The 20,127-nt window shown below is 68.3% G+C and carries 19 protein-coding genes, 1 tRNA gene, 1 pseudogene and 1 riboswitch; of the genes and pseudogenes, 14 read left to right on the top strand and 7 right to left on the bottom strand.

The window, feature by feature from the left end; translation table 11 throughout:
• The 6 genes and pseudogenes from VNR91_RS05590 to VNR91_RS05565 form a co-directional block, all read left to right on the top strand.
• Window positions 1-185: pseudogene (locus VNR91_RS05590) on the top strand (glycosyltransferase family 1 protein); the annotation flags it as partial.
• A 106-nt stretch (window positions 186-291) separates the two neighbouring features.
• Window positions 292-957: a DUF1013 domain-containing protein gene (locus VNR91_RS05585; RefSeq protein ID WP_325489791.1), complete on the top strand. Its 666-nt coding sequence runs from the start codon at window positions 292-294 to the stop codon at window positions 955-957.
• 183 nt (window positions 958-1,140) lie between these two features.
• Window positions 1,141-1,986, top strand: a complete 846-nt coding sequence (locus VNR91_RS05580; protein ID WP_325489790.1) for a dienelactone hydrolase family protein — start codon at window positions 1,141-1,143, stop codon at window positions 1,984-1,986.
• Window positions 1,987-2,008: 22 nt separating this feature from the next.
• On the top strand, window positions 2,009-2,635 hold the full coding sequence (locus VNR91_RS05575; RefSeq protein WP_325489789.1) for a glutathione S-transferase family protein: 627 nt from the start codon (window positions 2,009-2,011) through the stop codon (window positions 2,633-2,635).
• 24 nt (window positions 2,636-2,659) lie between these two features.
• On the top strand, window positions 2,660-3,874 hold the full coding sequence (locus VNR91_RS05570; protein ID WP_325489788.1) for an FAD-dependent oxidoreductase: 1,215 nt from the start codon (window positions 2,660-2,662) through the stop codon (window positions 3,872-3,874).
• A 50-nt stretch (window positions 3,875-3,924) separates the two neighbouring features.
• The gene (locus VNR91_RS05565) at window positions 3,925-4,446 is read left to right on the top strand and encodes a TIGR00645 family protein (protein ID WP_325489787.1); all 522 of its coding nucleotides are present in this window, start codon (window positions 3,925-3,927) and stop codon (window positions 4,444-4,446) included.
• Between the two features lie 7 nt (window positions 4,447-4,453).
• Here the strand turns inward: VNR91_RS05565 and VNR91_RS05560 are convergent, their stop codons facing one another.
• From VNR91_RS05560 to VNR91_RS05550, 3 genes are all read right to left on the bottom strand, one after another.
• Window positions 4,454-4,666 carry a DUF1289 domain-containing protein gene (locus tag VNR91_RS05560; protein WP_325489786.1) on the bottom strand — a complete coding sequence of 71 codons (213 nt, stop codon included), beginning with the start codon at window positions 4,664-4,666 and terminating at the stop codon, window positions 4,454-4,456.
• 33 nt (window positions 4,667-4,699) lie between these two features.
• Entirely contained in the window at window positions 4,700-6,154 is a 1,455-nt protein-coding gene (locus VNR91_RS05555; protein ID WP_325489785.1) for a DEAD/DEAH box helicase, read from the bottom strand.
• An 81-nt stretch (window positions 6,155-6,235) separates the two neighbouring features.
• Window positions 6,236-6,724 carry a hypothetical protein gene (locus tag VNR91_RS05550; RefSeq protein ID WP_325489784.1) on the bottom strand — a complete coding sequence of 163 codons (489 nt, stop codon included), beginning with the start codon at window positions 6,722-6,724 and terminating at the stop codon, window positions 6,236-6,238.
• A 129-nt stretch (window positions 6,725-6,853) separates the two neighbouring features.
• Between VNR91_RS05550 and VNR91_RS05545 the strand changes: the two genes are divergently transcribed.
• On the top strand, window positions 6,854-8,278 hold the full coding sequence (locus tag VNR91_RS05545) for an FAD-binding oxidoreductase (protein WP_325489783.1): 1,425 nt from the start codon (window positions 6,854-6,856) through the stop codon (window positions 8,276-8,278).
• A 290-nt stretch (window positions 8,279-8,568) separates the two neighbouring features.
• Here VNR91_RS05545 and VNR91_RS05540 read toward each other — a convergent pair whose 3' ends face one another.
• The gene (locus tag VNR91_RS05540; protein ID WP_325489782.1) at window positions 8,569-9,420 is read right to left on the bottom strand and encodes an N-formylglutamate amidohydrolase; all 852 of its coding nucleotides are present in this window, start codon (window positions 9,418-9,420) and stop codon (window positions 8,569-8,571) included.
• 104 nt (window positions 9,421-9,524) lie between these two features.
• On the opposite strand from VNR91_RS05540, the gene cpdR reads away from it, so the two are divergent.
• Together cpdR and VNR91_RS05530 are read left to right on the top strand one after the other, a co-directional pair.
• Complete coding sequence (gene cpdR, locus VNR91_RS05535) at window positions 9,525-9,902, top strand: cell cycle two-component system response regulator CpdR (RefSeq protein WP_325489781.1); 378 nt, start codon at window positions 9,525-9,527, stop codon at window positions 9,900-9,902.
• Window positions 9,903-9,977: 75 nt separating this feature from the next.
• A tRNA-Val gene (locus VNR91_RS05530) sits at window positions 9,978-10,052 on the top strand.
• Window positions 10,053-10,215: 163 nt separating this feature from the next.
• Window positions 10,216-10,433, bottom strand: a riboswitch (cobalamin riboswitch).
• Between the two features lie 29 nt (window positions 10,434-10,462).
• On the opposite strand, the gene pabB is transcribed toward VNR91_RS05530, so the two are convergent.
• The 3 genes from pabB to VNR91_RS05515 all read right to left on the bottom strand — a co-directional run bounded on the left by pabB (window position 10,463) and on the right by VNR91_RS05515 (window position 14,228).
• Window positions 10,463-12,292, bottom strand: coding sequence for an aminodeoxychorismate synthase component I (pabB, locus tag VNR91_RS05525; protein ID WP_325489780.1), 1,830 nt, complete (start codon window positions 12,290-12,292; stop codon window positions 10,463-10,465).
• Between the two features lie 134 nt (window positions 12,293-12,426).
• A complete protein-coding gene (locus VNR91_RS05520) occupies window positions 12,427-12,558 on the bottom strand; it encodes a hypothetical protein (protein ID WP_325489779.1) in 132 nt (43 codons plus the stop codon).
• 218 nt (window positions 12,559-12,776) lie between these two features.
• Complete coding sequence (locus VNR91_RS05515) at window positions 12,777-14,228, bottom strand: helix-turn-helix domain-containing protein (protein WP_414712379.1); 1,452 nt, start codon at window positions 14,226-14,228, stop codon at window positions 12,777-12,779.
• Window positions 14,229-14,283: 55 nt separating this feature from the next.
• Here VNR91_RS05515 and VNR91_RS05510 point away from each other — a divergent pair, with 55 nt between their 5' ends.
• The 5 genes from VNR91_RS05510 to VNR91_RS05490 form a co-directional block, all read left to right on the top strand.
• Complete coding sequence (locus VNR91_RS05510) at window positions 14,284-15,810, top strand: acyl-CoA carboxylase subunit beta (RefSeq protein ID WP_325489777.1); 1,527 nt, start codon at window positions 14,284-14,286, stop codon at window positions 15,808-15,810.
• A gap of 115 nt (window positions 15,811-15,925) precedes the next feature.
• Window positions 15,926-16,231 carry a GIY-YIG nuclease family protein gene (locus tag VNR91_RS05505; RefSeq protein ID WP_325489776.1) on the top strand — a complete coding sequence of 102 codons (306 nt, stop codon included), beginning with the start codon at window positions 15,926-15,928 and terminating at the stop codon, window positions 16,229-16,231.
• A 51-nt stretch (window positions 16,232-16,282) separates the two neighbouring features.
• Window positions 16,283-16,705 carry a methylmalonyl-CoA epimerase gene (gene mce / locus VNR91_RS05500; protein WP_325489775.1) on the top strand — a complete coding sequence of 141 codons (423 nt, stop codon included), beginning with the start codon at window positions 16,283-16,285 and terminating at the stop codon, window positions 16,703-16,705.
• A 37-nt stretch (window positions 16,706-16,742) separates the two neighbouring features.
• Entirely contained in the window at window positions 16,743-18,896 is a 2,154-nt protein-coding gene (gene scpA, locus VNR91_RS05495; RefSeq protein WP_325489774.1) for a methylmalonyl-CoA mutase, read from the top strand.
• The coding region (locus tag VNR91_RS05490) for an O-acetylhomoserine aminocarboxypropyltransferase (protein WP_325489773.1) at window positions 18,893-20,127 on the top strand (1,235 nt) is incomplete at its 3' end. The genes scpA and VNR91_RS05490, both read left to right, overlap by 4 nt.

Here is a 20,127-nt window from a genome sequence, read left to right as displayed (position 1 = left end):
TCGATGTGCTGACGCCGGCCACCGGCGCGATGGCGGCGGATCTCGACGATGCGATCGCGCGGGCGCTGACCCGCGAGCGCGCCGATTGTGCCGCCTATGGCGCCGATTTCACCTGGGAAGCGAGCGCGCGCCAGTTCCTCGACGCGCTGGTGCCGGCGGGCGCGCAACTGCGCCGCGCCGCCTGACGCTTGCGCCTTTTGGCATCCGCGACTAAGTCCCAGATGTGAACGGCCGCCCCGAAGAGGGGCGGCCCTTATTGTTTTACGGAGAATCTTCGTGGCCCAGCCGCTGATGCCGCATGCGACCGCTTCCTGGCTGGTCGACAACACCGCGCTCTCTTTCGAGCAGATCGCCGATTTCTGTGGCCTCCACATCCTGGAAGTGCAGGCGATCGCCGACGACACCGCCTCCGCCAAGCTGACCGGCCGCGATCCGGTGCGCGCGCACGAGCTGACGCTGGACGAGATCGAGAAGGGGCAGGCCGATCCCGACTATCGGCTGGTGATGTCGAAGGGGCCGGAACAGGTCCGCCGCACCAAGGGACCGCGCTATACACCGGTCAGCAAGCGGCAGGACAAGCCCGACGGCATCGCCTGGATCATCCGCAACCATCCCGAGATTTCGGACGGCGCGATCGGCAAGCTGATCGGCACCACCCGCAACACCATCTCCGCGATCCGCGACCGCAGCCACTGGAACATCGCCAACATCGTGCCGAAGGACCCGGTGACCTTGGGCCTGACCTCCCAGCGCGAACTGGACGCGCTGGTCGCCAAGGCGGCGAAGGCGGCGGGGCTGGAGGCGCCGACCGATGAGCGGCTGGCCGGCGACCGCGAGGCGCTGATCGAACAGCTCCGCGCCGAGCGCGATCAGGCCACGCGTGACGCCGAGGCGGCGGAATCGGGCGAGGCGACTGGCCCGGTCGAGCATACCGCGGACACGCTGTTCAAGTCGTAGGGTTCAGGCCGTAAGGCGTTTTGCGTCCGTCGACATCCCCGCATCCCCGCCTTGGTCATTTCCGCGCAGGCGGGAATGTCCGGGAGGGATCGATACCGGCCGCCATCCCGACGAGTCCCGCTTTCACCTGTCCACCATGATGCGATAAGCTCCCCGCGATTCGATCGCGGAGAGGACGGCGGCATGTGCGATGAACTGACGAACGCGGACAATGATCGGCTGCTGGCGGCCGACGCGGTCACGCGGCGCCGCTTTGGCGTGATGACCGGCGCGGCGGGACTGTCGCTGCTGCTGCCGATGCCGGCCAACGCCATGGAGGTGGCCGGCCGCAACGTCGCCATCACCACCCCTGACGGCACCGCCGACGCCTATTTCGTCGCGCCGGGCGCGGGCAAGCATCCCGGCGTGCTGATCTGGCCCGACATCAATGGACTACGGCCGGCATTCGAGCAGATGGCGACGCGGCTGGCGCAGTCGGGCTATGCGGTGCTGGTGGTCAACCAGTTCTATCGCTCGACCAAGGCGCCGTTCGAATCGCCCGGCGACAAGATGCCGGCATGGCGCGCTCTGCTGACCCCCGACGCCGTCGTCAGCGACGGCAAGGCGTTCACCGCGTTCCTCGACAGGCAGCCGCAGGTCGATACGAAGCGCGGGCTGGCGACCACCGGCTATTGCATGGGCGGGCCGATGGTGGTGCGCACCGCCGCCGCGGTCGCCGATCGGGTGCGCGCCGGCGCGTCATTCCACGGCGCCGCGCTGGTCGGTAGCGGGTCGGACAGCCCGCATCTGCTCGCGCCGAAACTGAAGGGCGGCTATCTCTTCGCTATCGCAGAGAACGACGACCAGCGCGCGCCGACGGACAAGGATGTGCTGCGCAAGGCGTTCGCCGACGCGCATGTCCCGGCGGAGATCGAGGTCTATCAGGGTGCGATGCACGGCTGGTGCCCGCCCGACAGCCGGGTCTACAACCCCGCGCAGGCCGAAAAGGCATGGGCGCGGATGCTGGTGCTGTTCGAAAAGAATCTGTGAGACCCACGACGGGAGAGGCGGCATGGCCAAAGATCTGACCCTCTACACCAACCCGCAGTCGCGCGGCCGCATCGCGCGGTGGATGCTCGAGGAGGTCGGCGCCGACTACGAGACGGTGGTGATCGACTATGCCGGCGCGATGAGCGGGGAGGCGTATCGCGCGGTCAATCCGATGGCCAAGGTGCCGGCGATCGTCCATCGCGGGCGGACCATCACCGAATGCGCCGCGATCTGCGCCTATCTGGCGGATGCCTTTCCAGACGCCGGCATGGCGCCCGCGCTCGACGATCGCGCCGACTATTACCGCTGGCTGTTCTTCGCCGCCGGGCCGGTCGAGCAGGCGGTGACCAACCACGCCGTCGGCTGGGATCCCGAGGCGGAACGCCAGCGCATGTTCGGCTATGGCAGCTACGATCGCGCGATCGACGCTTTGGAAGGTGCGGTGGACGGGCTGGGCGAGGGCTGGCTGACCGGCGCGCGGTTCAGTGCGGCGGACGTCTATGTCGGCGCGCAGCTCTCCTGGGGCACGATGTTCGGGACGATCCCGAAGCGGCCGGCGTTCGTCGCCTTCGCCGAGCGGGTGCAGGCGCGCCCGGCGGCGATCCGCGCCGCGCAACTGGACGACGCGCTGGCGAGCGAGCAGGCATGATGCTGATCGGCCTGCGATCGAGGCATGGCCACGGCTGACGCGGACGTCTGCATCGTCGGCGGCGGGCCGGCGGGGATGGTGGCGGGGCTGCTGTTCGCCCGCGCCGGGCTGCGCACCGTGGTGCTGGAGAAGCACGCCGATTTCCTGCGCGATTTTCGCGGCGACACCGTCCACCCGTCGACATTGCGGATCTTCGCCGAACTGGGGCTGCTCGACGGGTTGCTGCGCCGCCCGCATCAGCAGGTGCGCTCGCTGGGCGCGCGCATCGCCGGACGCGACATACTGATCGCCGATTTCACCCACTTGAACGTGCCTGCGCCGTTCCTCGCGCTGATGCCGCAATGGGAGTTCCTCGATTTCGTCGCCGACGCGGCGGGCCGTTACCCCAGCTTCACCCTGCGGCAGCGCTGCGCCGGGCTAGATCTGCTCGAGGAGGGCGGCCGCGTCGTCGGCATTCGCACCGGCGACGGCGACACGGTCCGCGCGCGGCTGGTGATCGCCTGCGACGGCCGCGATTCGCAGCACCGCGCGGGCCTTCCCGCCACGGTGATCGGCGCGCCAATGGACGTGTTCTGGTTCCGCATCCCCAAGGCAGCGCGCGCCGAAAACGACACGATGGGCGTGTTCGACGCCGGCCGCATCCTCGTGCTGATCGATCGCGGCGACTATTGGCAGTGCGCTTTCGTCTTCGCGAAGGGATCGTCCGATGCCATCCGGGCGGAGGGGCTGGCGGCGTTCAAGGCGCGGGTCCGCGCGGTCGGCCCGGAAACCGCGACGGTCGATCAGGGCGTGACGAGCTGGGACGACGTCAAACTGCTCACCGTCACCGTCGATCGGCTGGAGAGCTGGCACCGTCCGGGCCTGCTGGTGATCGGCGACGCGGCGCACGCGATGTCGCCGATCGGCGGAGTGGGGATCAATCTGGCGATCCAGGACGCGGTCGCCGCCGCCAACATCCTGGCCGCACCGATGCGGGCTGGAGTGGATCCCGATCCGCTGCTCCACCGCGTCCGCGATCGCCGGGCCGGCGCGGTCCGGCTGACCCAGACGATGCAGCGGCTGATCCAGGACAATGTCATCGCGCCGGTGCTCGACGCCAGCCGCCCGCTGGAGGCGCCGCCGCTGGTCGCGCGGCTGGCCGATCGCTTCGCGTTGCTGCGCCGCATCCCGGCGCGGCTGGTCGGCATGGGCTTCCGGCCCGAGCATGTACGTTCCCCGGACGCCGACGGAATCGCTTGACGGCGGCGCCGCCAACGGCTGACTGCGCGGACGATGTGGGGACGGGGCCGATGATCAAGCGACTGGAATATTGGTTTGAAACCGCACTGTTCGGATCGCGCTGGTTGCTGGCGCCGTTCTACGTCGGGCTGGTGATTTCGGTGGGGTTGCTGCTCGCGGTGTTCCTGCGCGAACTGGTCGGCGCGGTGCCGGCGGTGCTGACGATGTCGGTCGAGACCGCGATCCTCAAGGTGCTGACGCTGCTCGATCTCGCGCTCGCGGCCAATCTGATCATGGTCGTGATCCTGGCCGGCTACGAAAGCTTCGTGTCGAAGATCGATACCGAGGGGCATGAGGATCGGCCGGAATGGATGGGCACCACCAGTTTCGCCGGATTGAAGCTGAAACTCTACGCCTCGATCGTCGCGATCTCGGGCATCCAGTTGCTCAAGAATTTCATGGGGATCGGGCAGAAGCCGCTGACCGGCGACGAATTGTTCTGGATGACCGTGATCCACTTCGCCTTCGTCGTCACGGCGGTGCTGTCGGCGCTGACCGACTATCTCTCGTCGCGGACCAAGGGCGCGCACTGAGCGGCGATCAGCGCGCGCGCAGCTCCGTCATGCGCGCGGGCAGCGTATCGAGGATCGCCTGACGCCGCGCGTCGTCGACCGCGCTCCATTCGGCGATCTCGCCCTCGCTGCGGCCGCAGCCCAGGCACCAGCCCGTCACGAGGTCCAGCGTGCATACCAGGATGCACGGGCTCATCACTGCGGCCGATGGGCCATATTCGAACAGGTCGTCGTCTTCCATCGCCAACCTTCCGGACGAACGCGGCAGGGCCGGTCAGAAGCCGAGCTTGACGTCCAGGAACGCCGGGAACGGGCCGTTCCAACCATCGTCGGGACCATCGTCCGGGGCGTTGCGGCGGCGATCGTCACGGCGCGGGCGCGACGTATCGCGATCGACGCGCGGCGCGGCCTCCGCACGGACAGCGTCGGCGCGTTCCGGACGGGGCGCGCGTTCCGGCCGCGGCGCGCGGTCGGCCCTCTCGCGGCGCGGCGCACGTTCCGCGCGTGCTTCCGGTTCGCGTGTCGCGGGTTCACGACGGGCGGGTTCGCGCGGCTCCGCGTCACGCCGCGCACCGCCACGACCGCCCCGGCCGGGACGATCGTCGCCGCCGTCCGCGGAGACCGTCTCGCGCTCGATCGTCTGGCCGGTCAGCTTCTCGATGTTCTCGATATTCTCCGCGTCCTCGCTGGTGATCAGCGTGTAGGCGGTGCCGGTCGCGCCCGCGCGGCCGGTGCGGCCGATGCGGTGGACGTAATCGTCGGGGTGCCACGGCGCGTCGAAGTTGAACACATGGCTGACGCCCTTGATGTCCAGCCCGCGCGCGGCGACGTCGGAGGCGACCAGGATGGTGATCTCGCCGCGCTTGAACAGCTCCAGCTCGGCCAGCCGCTGCGGCTGCTCCATGTCGCCGTGGATCTCGCCCGAGCGATAGCCGAGGCGCTTGAGGCTCTTGTTGAGCTCACGCACCGTCGTCTTGCGGTTGCAGAAGACGATCGCGTTGGTGACCGCGTCACGGTTCAGCAGCGTGCGCAGCGTGTCGGCCTTGGCCCTGGCGGTGGTCGGCACCAGCCGCTGGGTAATGTTGAGGTTGGTCGACGCCGGGCGCGACACCTCGATCTGCTTGGGATTGTCGAGGAACTTGTCCGCCAGCTTCTTGATCGGCGGCGGCATCGTCGCGGAGAACAGCAAAGTCTGGCGCTGCTTGGGCAGCTTGGTGCAGATTTCCTCGATATCGGGGATGAACCCCATATCGAGCATCCGGTCGGCCTCGTCGATCACCAGCAGGTTGCATCCGGTCAGCAGGATGTTGCCGCGCCCAAACAGGTCCATCAGCCGGCCCGGCGTGGCGATCAGCACGTCGACGCCCTTTTCCAGCGCCTTGATCTGATCGCCCATCGACACGCCGCCGATCAGCAGGGCCATCGAGAGCTTGTGATATTTGCCGTACTTTTCGAAATTCTCGGCGACCTGCGCTGCGAGCTCACGGGTCGGCTCGAGGATCAGGCTGCGCGGCATCCGCGCGCGGCTGCGGCCCTGGGCGAGGATGTCGATCATCGGCAGCACGAAGCTGGCGGTCTTGCCGGTCCCGGTCTGGGCGATGCCGATCAGATCGCGCATCATCAGCACGCTGGGGATGGCGCTGGCCTGGATCGGCGTCGGCTCGGAATAGCCTGCCTCTTCGACGGCGCGCAGCAATTCGGTGGAAAGGCCGAGATCGGCAAAGTTCATTAGCGATGTCCGGAAGGGCGGGCGAAGGCCACACCTCGAAATCAGGCCCGCGCGCTCGCGGATTTGGCGCGATTTGTCAAGTTATCGGGTGGGAATAAGCGTGGAAAAGGATTGAATCCGGCATTCTCCACCCGCGCGGGAACGGATGGCGTCGCGATTGGAACAGAGTTTCCCGTCGCTGTTCATGCGCAGGTACAGGCCCGAATAGAAGTCGAGCGCCGGGCATTCGCTGTTGAAGCGCGCGCGCAGCCGCTTGCCGTTGAGCAGCAGCAGGTCGACCGTATCGACCCCGGCGATGGTCGCCCCGGCCAGCGCCTGCACCTCCACGCATTTCTCCGCCTTGCGCTCGACCCAGCGGATCGGCGGGGGCGGGGCGGCGGGCGCGGGCGCCGCCATCGGCGCCCCGCCGGTCGGCACGCGGGGGATGCGGATGATCAGCCGCTGCTGGATGGTCACTTCGGTGATCGTCCCGCGCGCGGTCGGTACCGCGCGGCGCTGCTGGCCATCGACCGCGGCGGCGGGGATGGCGAGCGTGGCGATCAGGATGATGGGGAGGCGAACGTCTGGCATGATCAGGGTGATGCAATGACCCGGCGTGATTGAACGATGCATGAATTGGCGCATGAATTGGCCGCATCCGGGGACCATGCTAGCGTTCGCCTGGTCATGACGCCAGCACAGTCCCATCTGGTCGATTCCATGCGGTCCCGCTTCGGCCCAAGGATCGCGGTTACCGACCCCGACGATATCGCCCCGTGGCTGACCGACTGGCGCGGCCGATACCATGGCCGCGCGCCCGCCATCCTTGCCCCGGCATCAACGGGGGAGGTGCAGGCGATCGTGGCGGCGGCGCGGCACGGCGGAGTGGCGCTGGTGCCGCAGGGCGGCAACACCTCGATGGTGGGCGGGGCGACACCGCCGGCGGACGGATCGGCGCTGATCCTGTCGCTGCGGCGGATGAACCGGGTGCGCGCGATCGACCCCGTCGCCAACCTCGCCGTTGCCGATGCCGGGGTGATCCTGGCCGACCTCCACGCCGCAGCCGACGCGGTGGGGCGGCGCTTTCCGCTTACGCTCGGCGCGCGCGGCTCGGCGACGATCGGCGGCCTCGCCTCGACCAACGCCGGCGGCACCCAGGTGCTGCGCTGGGGCACGATGCGCGGGCTGGTCGCGGGGGTGGAGGCGGTGCTGCCCGACGGATCGCTCCATGACGGGCTGGTGGCGCTCAAGAAGGACAATCGCGGATACGACCTCAACCAGCTGCTGATCGGGGCGGAGGGTACGCTGGGCGTAATCACCGCCGCGACGCTGCGGCTGGCCCCGGCGATCGCGGCGCGCGCGGTGGCGTGGGCCGGGGTCGCCTCGCCCCACGCCGCGCTGCGCTTGCTGCGGCTGATCGAGGCGGACAGCGACGCGATCGAGAGCTTCGAGATCCTGCCCGACGAAACGCTGGCGCTGGTGCTGGGCCATATCCCCGATACCCGCGCGCCGTTGACCGGCCCGCACGCCTGGCACGTGCTGATCGAGGCGGTGGCGGGCGATTTCGACCGCGAGCCGCCGGCGATGCTGCTCGAACGGCTGCTGGCCAGGGCGCTGGCCGAGGGGGTGATCGAGGACGCGACGCTGGCCGCCAGCGAGGCGCAGGCGGAGGCGTTCTGGCGCATCCGCCATTCGATCTCCGAATCGGCGCGCGCACAGGGGCCGCAGACCCAGCACGACATTTCGGTCCCGGTCGACCGGATGCCCGATTTCCTGACGCTCGATGCCCGCGCGATCGAGGCGGCGCTGCCCGGCACATCGGCGAGCGGTTTTGGCCACCTGGGCGACGGCAACGTCCATTTCCACGTCCGCGCGCCGGCCGACAGCGATCCCGCGCGCTGGTATGCCGAGCAGGCGCCGCTGGTCACGCGGGTCGTCCATGACCATGTCGTCGTGGCGGGCGGATCGATTTCGGCCGAACACGGCATCGGCCAGATGAAGCTGGCGGAGCTCGAACGGCTGGGGCCGCCGGCGCGGCTGGCGGCGTTGCGCGCGATCAAGGCGGCGTTCGACCCCGCCAACCTGTTCAATCCCGGCAAGCTGGTGCGCCCCGAGCCGGTGACCGATCTGTGTGGGAATGGCTGATTCAGCCCGATGACGGCCACCGAACGCTATTCGAGCGTCGATCCCGCGTCACCGGGTCACCGTCGCGCGGATGATGCGGGGGGAGGTGCGGGCCGGGCACCGGACCGCGCGGTACAGAAAGTTACAAATCTGAGTCTTGAAGGGCGCCGACCACCGGACTATATTGGTCTTGTACGGCTTCGTGTCCCCCCTTTCGCGGGGTCGTACGGCACGCCTTCGGGCGTGTCTCCTCCCTGAACCTTGGCCGCCTCGGGTTTGTCCCGGGGCGGTTTTTTTATGGGACGTCCGCCTTACTCGGCGGCGATGGCGTGGGGGGCCAGTTCGTCCGCCAGAGCGTCGATGATTCGCCTGAGCAGCGCGGCCGTCGCGGCAAAGCCCGGCCCCGGTTCACGTAGCGCCGCATCGAGATAGGCGGTGCGATCGATCTCGATCTGGATCGCGTGCAGCCCGCGCGCGGGCGCGCCGTGGCGATCGAGCACATGGCCGCCCGGATAGGGCGCGTTCAGCGCCACCGGCACGCCGGCATCGCGCACCACCGACTCCACCCGGCTGACGAATCGCGCCGCCGCCGATTTGCCGAACCGGTCGCCGATCACCACCCGCGCGGCGTCCGGCCCCGGAATCGGCGGCATCGAATGGATATCGAGCAGCACCGCGACGCCGAACCGCGCGTGCGCCGATCGCAGCGCCGCCGCCACCGCCGCGTGATAGGGGCGGTGATCCGCCGCGATCCGTGCCGCGACCTCCTCCCCCGACAGCCGCCGCCGCCACAGCTCGCCGGCGCCGCTGACCCGGCGGGGGACCAGCCCCAGCCCGCTGCGCACCTTCGCCGACACGAACGGCATCGTCATCGTCGATACGCCATCGTCGATCCGGGGATCGCGATCGCCCTCGCCGCGATTGAGGTCGATCCACGCGCGGGCGCGGCGGGCGATCAGCGCGGTCTCGTCGCCGATCGCCGCCAGCGCCAGCCGGTCGATGTGGCGGTCCTCCAGCGGGATCAGCGCCGCCAGCGGCACGCGCAACGCATCCTGCAGCGCGGCGGGATAGTCGCGCCCGGCGTGCGGCACCGACAGCACGATCGGGCTGACCGGCTCGACGGGGCCGATGCGATCGAACGACGGATTGGCGGGGAAATTCACGGCGGAAGGATAGCTGTCCCGATCCGGTGCCGCAACGCCGCGCGACGGTCTGGAAAATGTTAAGTCCTGGGCGCATAGAAGCGGCGATCGCGAGCGGGGTACAGATGATCAGGATTCTCTTGGCCGAGGACGATGCGGTGATGCGCGAATATCTTGCGCGCGCGCTGGAACGGTCTGGCTATCAGGTGGCTGCGGTCGATCGCGGCACGGCGGCGATCCCGCTGCTGGAGGCTGAACGCTTCGACCTGCTGCTGACCGACATCGTGATGCCGGAGATGGACGGGATCGAGCTGGCGCAGCGCGCGGCGGAGATGGCGCCGGACATGCGGGTGATGTTCATCACCGGTTTCGCCGCGGTGACGCTGAAGGCGGGCAAGTCGATGCCGCAGGCGCGGGTGCTGTCGAAGCCGTTCCACCTGCGCGAGCTGGTCGGGGAGGTCGACCGCATGTTCGAGCTGGGCAGCGCCTCCGGTCTCAATTAATTCGGACGCGGCGCCGTTTTCGGGCTTTGTGCGCTTGCGCGGGCGAAAACGGTCGGCTAATGGCCGCGCCTCGTTGGGCGTGTAGCTCAGTGGTAGAGCACTGTGTTGACATCGCAGGGGTCGCAAGTTCAATCCTTGCCACGCCCACCATAAAACCCCGTCAACCCTTTGGGTTGGCGGGGTTTTCAAGTTCTGGGACACAGGCGGATACAGTGTCCGCCAGGCCAGCCGCAGCGGGTCGAACGCCTCGTCGTTCGACTTGGCGAGCAGCAGCCATGTCACCGGGGCGGGGATCGCCGGCCGGGTGCGATGGCCGAGCGCGCGCTTCCCTGAAATGGTCTCCTGGCGCGCCGGTCAGCGCGTCGGTTCCGGCCTTCCCGGCGGGGTTTGCGGTCCGCCAGTGACACCAAATGGAACCGCCGCTCGCCGCTTACAGTTGCGGGGGCAGCGCCGGAATCGGCCCTGACGGACCTCACCGGCTTCCCGTCTTAGCCCTGCCTCCGGCCGCAGTCGTGGAACCTCGATGCGACGACCATCGCGTGCCGGGTCGCGCCTGCCACCTATGGTAGAGGTAATATCTCGGCTTCGCGCAGGCCGTGCAGGCTGTTGCCGATCCACAGGCGGCGCGCCTCCATCAGTGTGTCGCGGGGGATGCCGGCGACGGTCGCGGCGTCCGCTTCGATCAATTCGGCGCGCAGGATGCCGGGCAGCGCGCCGTCGGTGACCGGCGGCGTGATCATCCGGCCGTCGATCTCCACGAACAGCGTGTTGCGCGATCCGTCGGCGACACGGCCATGGCGGTTGAGCAGAATCGCCTCGTCACAGCCCGAGCGCTGTGCCTCCGCGAACGCCGCCTCGTGCGCTGCGCGGTGCGTCGTCTTGTGGCGCAGGAACGGGTCCGCCGCATCGACCGGGCGGCCGGCGAAGGCGAGCCGCGCGCGCGCGGGCGGTGGCGCCACCGGCGCGGCGGTCACATCGGGCGTGCCGTCGCGTGCCAGCGTTAGGCGGACCCGCATGTCCTCCGCCCCCCACTGCCGCGCGGCATCGGTGAGGTGCCGTTCGACGCGCGCCCGATCGAGCGCGAAACCCAGTCGCGCCGACGATGCCGCCAGCCGCGCGAGATGCGCCTCCAGCCGCACGAAGCCGCGCGCCGCGCTCCAGCGGAACGTCTCGATCAGCGCATAGGGCTCCGCCAACCCGGTCAGGATGCGTGCCTTCAGCAGCGCCTCATCATACTCCGCGTCGGGATCGGAATCGGCGACGATGCCCCCGCCGACGCCATAGCGCCCTTCGCCAGATGCGGTGACCACGGCCGTGCGGATCGCGACGTTGAAGTGGAGGTCGCCACCTGGCGCAATCGTCCCGATCGACCCGGTATAGACGCCGCGCGGCGCGTCCTCGATCTCCGCCAATATCTCGGCGGCGCGGATCTTCGGCGCCCCCACCACCGATCCGCACGGAAACAGCGCCGCGATCCGTTCGCGCAGCGACGTGCCCGGCCGCAGCCGCGCGGTGACGGTCGAAGTCAGCGTGTGGAGGCTGGGGTAGGTTTCCGGCGTGAACAATGCCGGGACGGCGACGCTGCCCGGTTCGCCGATCCGGGCGAGATCGTTGCGCAACAGATCGACGATCATCAGATTCTCGGCGCGCTGCTTGGGGTCGGCGACCAGTTCTGTCAGCCTGCGCGCGTCGTCGGCGGGATCGTCGCCGCGCGGCGCGGTGCCCTTCATCGGGCGCGTCGCGATCCGGTCGTCGGCGATGCGGACGAACAGTTCGGGAGACACCGAGATCACGCTCGCCTCGCCCGTCCAGACGAGTCCGCCGTGCGCGACCGGCTGCTCCGCGCGCAACGCGGCGTAGAGTGCCAGCGGGTCGCCGCGATAGCCGAACCGGATCGGGAAGGTCAGGTTGGCCTGGTAGATATCGCCGGCGGCGATGCGGGCGAGCACCTCGCGCACCTTGGCCACGTGCGTCGGACGGTCATGACCGGGCGCGAGGCCGGACAGCGGCGGCGGCGGCCCGCGATCGGCCAGCCAGGCGTCGGCGACGGCGCCCTCCACCGCCAGCACCTCGCGGAACAGGCCGAACCACAGCAGCGGCGTATCGCGTTCCAACCGTAGCAACGGCGTCAGCCGCGGCTCGAGCGCGGCGCCCAGTTCATAGGCGAGGAAGCCAGCCGCGTGCCGGCCTTCCGCCAGCGCCGCCTCGATCCGCGCCAGCGCGGCATCGACATTGCGCGGATCGTCGCACCGGACGATCGCCACCGGATCGCGAAACAGGCGGGCATGGCCGGCGCCGTCCAGCCGATCCTCGACCAGCACATAGGGCGCGCCGGCGGGGGCGAGGTCCATCGCCTCATGCCGGTGGTCCGCGCCCATCACCTCGTGCATCACCGTTCGATATTGCGTGGCCGGTGCGATGGCAACCGGGGGGGGTATTGTACGGCGCGCGCCCAAAGAGCCCCGGCCGAACGGCTCGGCCGGGGCCAGGTCCGTGGAGGGAAGCTGCGGAAAAGCGGGCCAGATCACAGGACGACGTCGATCTGGACGACGGCGGCTTTGAGCTGGATCTGGAAGTCGGCGACACCGTCGCCGACGCTGGCGCCGTCGAGCGTGTCGTTGCCGCTGTCGCCGGTCAGCGGGTCGTTGCCCGCCAAGCCAGGCCCGGCACGTTCCATTATGAGGTCCCCGTCGGACGCAACTCGTCGCCGCCCGTTCGGCCGCACGGCGAAAAGGCGCCGATGCAGACTCAGTGAGCGGGAGGAACAGAACCCGCAATCGGAGGCAGGCGACGGCCTTGTGTTCCGGCGCGGGCCGGCGGTGCGGGGTCGGGCTCGATCCCCATGCCCCGGCCGGCGCCGGGGGCACGGCGTGGTCAGCCGAAGCGATAGGGCACGATCGCGCGCGCGTCCGGGTCGATGTCGAGCGTCGCGCCGGCGGGGGGAAAGGCGCGCTGGTCACAGTCGCCGCGCGGACAGATGCGGCACGATATGCCGATCGGCGTCGGTGGCTGCCCCTGCATCCCGTCGGCGTAGATGAAATCGCCGGCGTCGCCTTCCTCGCACCCCAGCGCCACCGCATAGCGGCGCGGAGCGCGGGCGTAGCTGCCCGACGGCTTGACCAGTCCCTTGGCCATCGAGACATAGCGGGTGCCGTCGGGCATCTCGGCGCGCTGGACCAGGATGCGGTCGGGGATCGCCACCGCTTCGTGCACCACCCACAGCGGACAGGCGCCGCCGAAACGCGCGAATTGCAGCCGTGTCGCCGAATGGCGCTTGGTGATGTTGCCGGCCATGTCGACGCGCAGGAAGAACATCGGGATGCCCGCCGCGCCGGGCCGCTGGAGCGTCGACAGCCGGTGGCACGCCTGCTCGAAGCTGACCCCGAACGCCTGCCGCAGCCGGTCGATATCGTGGCGCAGCGCCTGCGCGGTATCGCGGAACGCCGCATAGGGCATCAGCAGCGCCCCCGCGGCGTAATTGGCCAGCCCGATCGCCAGCAATTTCCGCGAAGCGTCGAAGCGCAGGCCCGATCCGGCGACGGTGGCGGCGATCGTCTCCGCCATCTCCAACCGGGCGAGCTGGTGCGCGAGCAGAAAGGCGGCGCTTTCGGGCGGGATCGCGCGATCGATCGCCAGCCGGCGGCGTGCGGCGTCATAGCGGCGCAGCTCGGTGCCGCCCGAATCCATCCATTCAACGGTGACGCCGTGCGCGCTTTCCAGCCGCATCGACAGCCCCTCGGCGCTCGCGCCACCGACAGTCGCGGCCAGCGTTTCCGCCTGGCGATCGAGCGGGTCGATGTAATTGCCCTGGGTGTGGAACCAGTCGCGCACTTCCTCCCACGGTGGGCGGCTGGCATCGGCCGACCCCGCCTCGACGGTGTCGTTGAGCAGCCGCACCTGCTCCTGTGACCGGCGATAGGCGTCGTGGATCGCCACCATCCGCCGCGCCAGTTCGGGCTGCTGTTCGGCGGCGCGGCGCAGCAGGTCCTCGCCCAGCCGCGCCTCGGCGATGCCGGCGTCGTCCGCAGCGGCGGCGGAGGCGACCAGCAATGCCTCGTCCACCCCGGTCAGCGCCCCCCAGCGATCGGGGTAGGCGCGGGCGAGCGCGAGCATCACCGGCGGGGTCAGCGGCCGGTCGTTGGATTCGATCTGCGACAGATAGGGGACGGAGATACCGAGTTCGCTGGCCATCGCCGCCTGCGACACGCCGATCCGCGCGCGCAGGCGCCGCACCTCATGTCCGGCGAACAGGCGGCGGCGGGGTGGTGGCAACGGGAACTCCGCTAGATTTGCAAATATCACCTCTATAACTTTGCAACATTGCATTTGCCAGCCGGCGGGCGCCTTGAAAGAGGGAGGGTTCGTCCGCCACGGAGAGACCATGTCGTCCACGATCGAGGAACTGGAACGCCGCCGCACAGCCGCACGGCTCGGCGGAGGCGAAAAGCGGATCGCCGCGCAGCACGCCAAGGGAAAGCTGACCGCGCGTGAGCGGCTCGACGTGCTGCTCGACGAGGGATCGTTCGAGGAACTCGACATGTATGTCGAGCACAATGCCGTCGATTTCGGCATGGCGGAACAGGTCATCCCCGGCGACGGCGTCGTCACCGGCAGCGGCACGATCAACGGCCGGCTGGTGTTCGTGTTTTCGCAGGACTTCACCGTGTTCGGCGGATCGCTGTCCGAACGCCACGCGCAAAAGATCTGCAAGATCATGGACATGGCGCTGAAGGTCGGCGCGCCGGTGATCGGCCTGAACGACAGCGGCGGCGCGCGCATCCAGGAGGGCGTCGCATCGCTTGGCGGCTATGCCGAGGTGTTCCAGCGCAACGTGCTGGCGTCGGGCGTCGTGCCGCAACTCAGCCTGATCATGGGGCCGTGCGCGGGCGGAGCGGTCTATTCGCCGGCGATGACCGACTTCATCTTCATGGTGAAGGATTCATCGTACATGTTCGTCACCGGCCCCGACGTGGTCAAGACGGTGACCAATGAGGTGGTCAGCCAGGAAGGGCTGGGCGGCGCGTCGACCCACACCGTCAAGTCTGGTGTCGCCGACAACGCGTTCGACAACGATATCGAGGCGCTACTGGCGGCGCGCGATTTCATCGATTTCCTGCCCGCGTCGAACCGTGAGGAGGTGCCGCAGCGGCCGTGCGACGATCCGTGGGACCGGGTGGACGAGAGCCTCGACACGCTGGTGCCGGCCAGCGCCAACCAGCCCTATGACATGCACGAGCTGATCCGGAAGGTGGTGGACGAGGGCGATTTCTTCGAGGTCCAGCCCGGCCACGCCGGCAACATCATCATCGGCTTCGGCCGGATCGAGGGACGCACGGTCGGCATCGTCGCCAACCAGCCGATGGTGCTGGCCGGCGTGCTCGACATCAATTCGTCGAAGAAGGCGGCGCGGTTCGTGCGCTTCTGCGATGCGTTCGACATCCCGATCGTGACGTTCGTCGACGTCCCCGGATTCCTGCCCGGCGTGGCGCAGGAGCATAACGGCATCATCAAGCACGGCGCCAAGCTGCTGTTCGCCTATGCCGAGGCGACGGTGCCGAAGCTGACCGTGATCACGCGCAAGGCCTATGGCGGCGCCTATGACGTGATGGCGTCAAAGCACCTGCGCGGCGATCTCAACTACGCCTGGCCGACCGCCGAGATCGCGGTGATGGGCGCGAAGGGCGCGGTCGAGATCATCTTCCGCGGGCGCACGCCCGAGGAGATCGCCGAGCGCACGGCGGAATATGAGGCACGTTTCGCCAACCCGTTCGTCGCGGCGAGCAAGGGGTTCGTGGATGAGGTGATCATGCCGCACTCCACCCGCCGCCGGATCGCGCTGGGCCTGCGGAAGCTCCGGGGCAAGGCGCTGGAGAATCCGTGGAAGAAGCATGACAATATTCCGCTGTGAGTGATTGTGACTGCCCGCGTCCTAACCTCGTCATTGCGAGCGTAGCGAAGCAATCCAGCGTTGCGTGCAATCGGCACTTCGTAGTGGATTGCTTCGTCGCCTGCGGCTCCTCGCAATGACGGCTCGGTTCAGGCAGCCGGCGACGTACATCATGGCGAACCGTCGCAACGGCACCTTGTATACCGGTGTCACGTCGAACCTGCCGCAGCGGGCGTGGCAACATCGCGAGGGGACGGTGGAAGGGTTCACGCAACGCTACGACTGCAAAATGCTCGTCTGGTTTGAGATGGCGGAAACGATGGAAAGTGCGATTACCCGTGAGAAGCAGATCAAGGGCGGTTCGCGGGCCAAAAAGCTGGCTTTGATCGAGGGGACGAATCCTGACTGGACCGACCTTTATGGGACGATCGCTCATGGCTGACCGCCGGACGCTGGATTGCTTCGCTGCGCTCGCAATGACGGAGGACGGGAAATGATCCTCGGCCGTCTCAACCATGTTGGCGTCGCGACGCCGTCGATCGCGGACAGCGTGGTTTTCTATCGCGACGTGATGGGCGCGACGTCGATCGGCGAACCGTTCGACCTGCCCGCGCAGGGCGTGAAGGTGTGCTTCGTCGACACGCCCAACACGCAGATCGAACTGATCGAGCCCTATGACGAAAGCTCGCCGATCGCCGGGTTCCTCAAGGCCAATCCCAAAGGGGGCCAACACCACCTGTGCTATGAGGTGCCCGACATCCACGAGGCGAAAGCGTGGTTCGAGGCCAAGGGCGCGCGCGTGCTGGGCGAGCCGCGCATCGGTGCGCATGGCACCCCCATTTTCTTCGTCCATCCCAAGGACATGGGCGGGGTGCTGACCGAGATCATGGAGACGCCGAAGGGGGACTCGCATTGAACGCCGTATCGATTGCCATCCCGGCGCGGGGAGTGAAATGACCGACAGTAAACCCACCCCCGCCGACTGGCAGGCGCTCGCCGACAAGGAAGTGAAGGGCCGCGACCTCACCTGGCACTCGCCGGAGGGGATCGACGTCAAGCCGCTCTATACCGCCGCCGACGTCGCGGACGGCGACCCCGGCCTGCCCGGCTTCGCGCCGTTCACCCGCGGGGTGCGCGCGTCGATGTACGCTGGCCGGCCGTGGACGATCCGCCAGTACGCCGGTTTCTCCACCGCCGAGGAATCGAACGCCTTCTACCGCCGCAACCTCGCCGCCGGGCAGAAGGGGCTGAGCGTCGCGTTCGATCTCGCCACCCACCGCGGCTACGACAGCGATCACCCGCGCGTGGTCGGCGACGTCGGCAAGGCGGGCGTGGCGATCGACAGCGTCGAGGACATGAAGATCCTGTTCGACGGCATTCCGCTGGGCGAAATGTCGGTCAGCATGACGATGAACGGCGCGGTGATCCCGATCCTCGCCTTCTTCATCGTCGCTGGCGAGGAGCAGGGGGTGCCGCAGGCGGCGCTCGACGGGACCATCCAGAACGACATCCTCAAGGAGTTCATGGTCCGCAACACCTATATCTACCCGCCCGAGCCAAGTATGCGGATCATCTCGGACATCTTCGCATACACCTCGTCCAACATGCCGAAATTCAACAGTATTTCGATTTCCGGCTATCACATTCAGGAAGCCGGGGCGACGCAGGTTCAGGAACTGGCCTTCACCATCGCCGACGGGGCGGAGTACGTCCGCTATGGCGTCGCCTCGGGCCTCGACATCGACAAGTTCGCAGGGCGACTGAGCTTCTTCTTCGCAATCGGTATGAACTTCTTCATGGAAGTCGCGAAATTGCGGGCGGCACGGGTGTTGTGGCACCGGGTGATGACCAATCTCGGCGCCAAGGACGAACGCAGCAAAATGCTGCGGACGCACTGCCAGACCAGCGGCGTGTCGCTGACCGAGCAGGACCCGTACAACAACGTCATCCGTACCACGATCGAGGCGATGGCGGCGATGCTGGGCGGCACGCAAAGCCTGCACACCAACGCGCTCGACGAAGCGATCGCGCTGCCGACCGATTTCTCCGCCCGGATCGCGCGCAACACCCAGATCGTGATCCAGGAAGAAACGGGGATGACCAAGGTGGTCGACCCGTTGGGCGGTTCATATTACGTCGAAGCATTGACCGCCGAACTGGTTGAAAAAGCGTGGGAGATCATCGAGCGCGTCGAGCGCGAGGGCGGCATGGCCAAGGCGGTGGCGGCCGGCTGGCCCAAGGCGATGATCGAGGAGGCGGCCGCGGCGCGTCAGGCGCGGGTCGATCGCGGCGACGACGTCATCGTCGGGGTCAACAAATACCGGCTGGCGAACGAGGATCTGCTCGAGACTCTCGACGTCGACAACCACGCGGTGCGCGAGGCGCAGATCGCGCGGATCAACCGGGTCAAGGCGACGCGTGACGACGCCGCGTGTCGCGCCGCGCTGGAAGCGTTGCGCGCCGGGGCCGCCGCGCCGCAATCTCCGGACAACAACCTGCTCGCGCTCGCGGTCGACGCGGCGCGTGCCCGCGCCACGCTGGGCGAGATTTCCGCGGCGATGGAGGTCAGCTTCGATCGTTACGCGACGGTGCCGACGCCGGTGAAGGGCGTCTATGCCGCGCCCTATGAGGGCGACAACCGCTGGTTGCAGGTGCTCGACGGCGTCCGCGCGGTCGAGCGGCGGATGGGACGCAAACCGAAACTGCTGATCGCCAAGATGGGGCAGGACGGCCACGATCGCGGGGCCAACGTCATCGCCAGCGCGTTCAGCGACATGGGGTTCGACGTCGTCTCCGGCCCGCTGTTCCAGACGCCGGAGGAGACGGTGGTGCTGGCGCTCGACAGCGGCGTCGACGTGGTCGGCGCGTCTAGCCTGGCTGCGGGGCACAAGACGCTGATCCCCGAACTGATCGCCCGCCTGCGTGAGCGCGGGCGCGGCGACATCAAGGTGATCGCCGGCGGCGTCATCCCGCCGCAGGACTATGATTATCTGCGTGAAGCCGGTGTGCAGGGCATCTATGGCCCCGGTTCCAACGTGGTCGAATGCGCGGCCGACGTGCTGCGCCTGCTTGGCCACAACATGCCGCCGCTGGAGGATGCCGCGTGACCCTGAAGCCTGAAAGCCTGACCATCCATGCCGGCGGTGAGGCCGATCCGACCACCAAGGCGCGGATCACCCCGATCTACCAGACCAACAGCTATGTGTTCGACAACGTCGACCATGCCGCCGCGCTGTTCAATCTCGACGCGGTCGGCAACATCTACACCCGGCTGATGAACCCGACCAACGGCGCGCTGGAGACCAAGGTCGCCGCGCTGGAGGGCGGCGTCGCGGCGCTGGCGACGGCATCGGGTCACGCCGCGCAGTTCCTGGCGTTCCACACGTTGATGGAGGCCGGCAGCCATATCGTCGCCGCCGACAAACTCTACGGCGGATCGCTCAACCAGATCGGCCACAGTTTCCGCAAGATGAGCTGGGGCGCGACCTTCGTCGATGCCGACGATCCCGCCAATGTCGCCGCCGCGATCACTCCGCAGACGCGCGCGGTGTTCGTCGAGAGCCTCGCGAATCCGGGCGGCGTCGTCACCGATATCGCCGCGATCGCCGATGCGGCGCACGCGGCGGGCGTGCCGCTGATCGTCGACAACACCATGGCGACCCCGGCGCTGTGCCGTCCGATCGAGCACGGCGCCGACATCGTCGTCCATTCGACCAGCAAGTTCCTGAACGGGCACGGCAATTCGATCGGCGGCGTGATCGTCGATTCCGGCCGGTTCGACTGGGCCGCATCGGGCAACTACCCCTATCTGAGCGCGCCGAACCCGTCCTATCACGGCAAGGTGTTTACGGAGGCGTTCGGCAACCTGGCCTTCATCCTTGCCGCGCGGGCGCTGGGGATGCGTGATCTTGGCCCGACGATGGCGCCGATGAACGCGTTCCTGACGCTCACCGGGATGGAGACGCTGTTCCTGCGCATGGAGCGGCATTGCAGCAATGCGCTGGCGCTCGCCCAATGGCTGTCCGCGCATCCGAAGGTGGCGTGGGTGTCTTACGCGTGCCTGCCGGACGACCGCTATCATGCGCTGGCCGAACGTTATCTGGGCGGGCGCGGCGGCGCGGTGTTCACCTTTGGCCTGAAGGGCGGGTACGACGCGGGCGTCAAGCTGGTCTCGGCGGTCAAGTTGTTCAGTCACCTCGCCAATCTGGGCGACACCCGCTCGCTGATCATCCACCCCAGCTCGACCACTCACCGTCAGCTCGATGCCGAGGGGCAGGCCAGCGCCGGCGCCGGGCCGGATGTGGTGCGCGTGTCGGTGGGCATCGAGCATATCGACGA

Source organism: Sphingomonas sp. (assembly GCF_035555815.1).
Lineage (GTDB): Bacteria > Pseudomonadota > Alphaproteobacteria > Sphingomonadales > Sphingomonadaceae > Sphingomonas.
The sequence above is the reverse complement of the archived record's forward strand: the minus strand, read 5'-3'. Positions and strand labels throughout refer to the sequence as shown.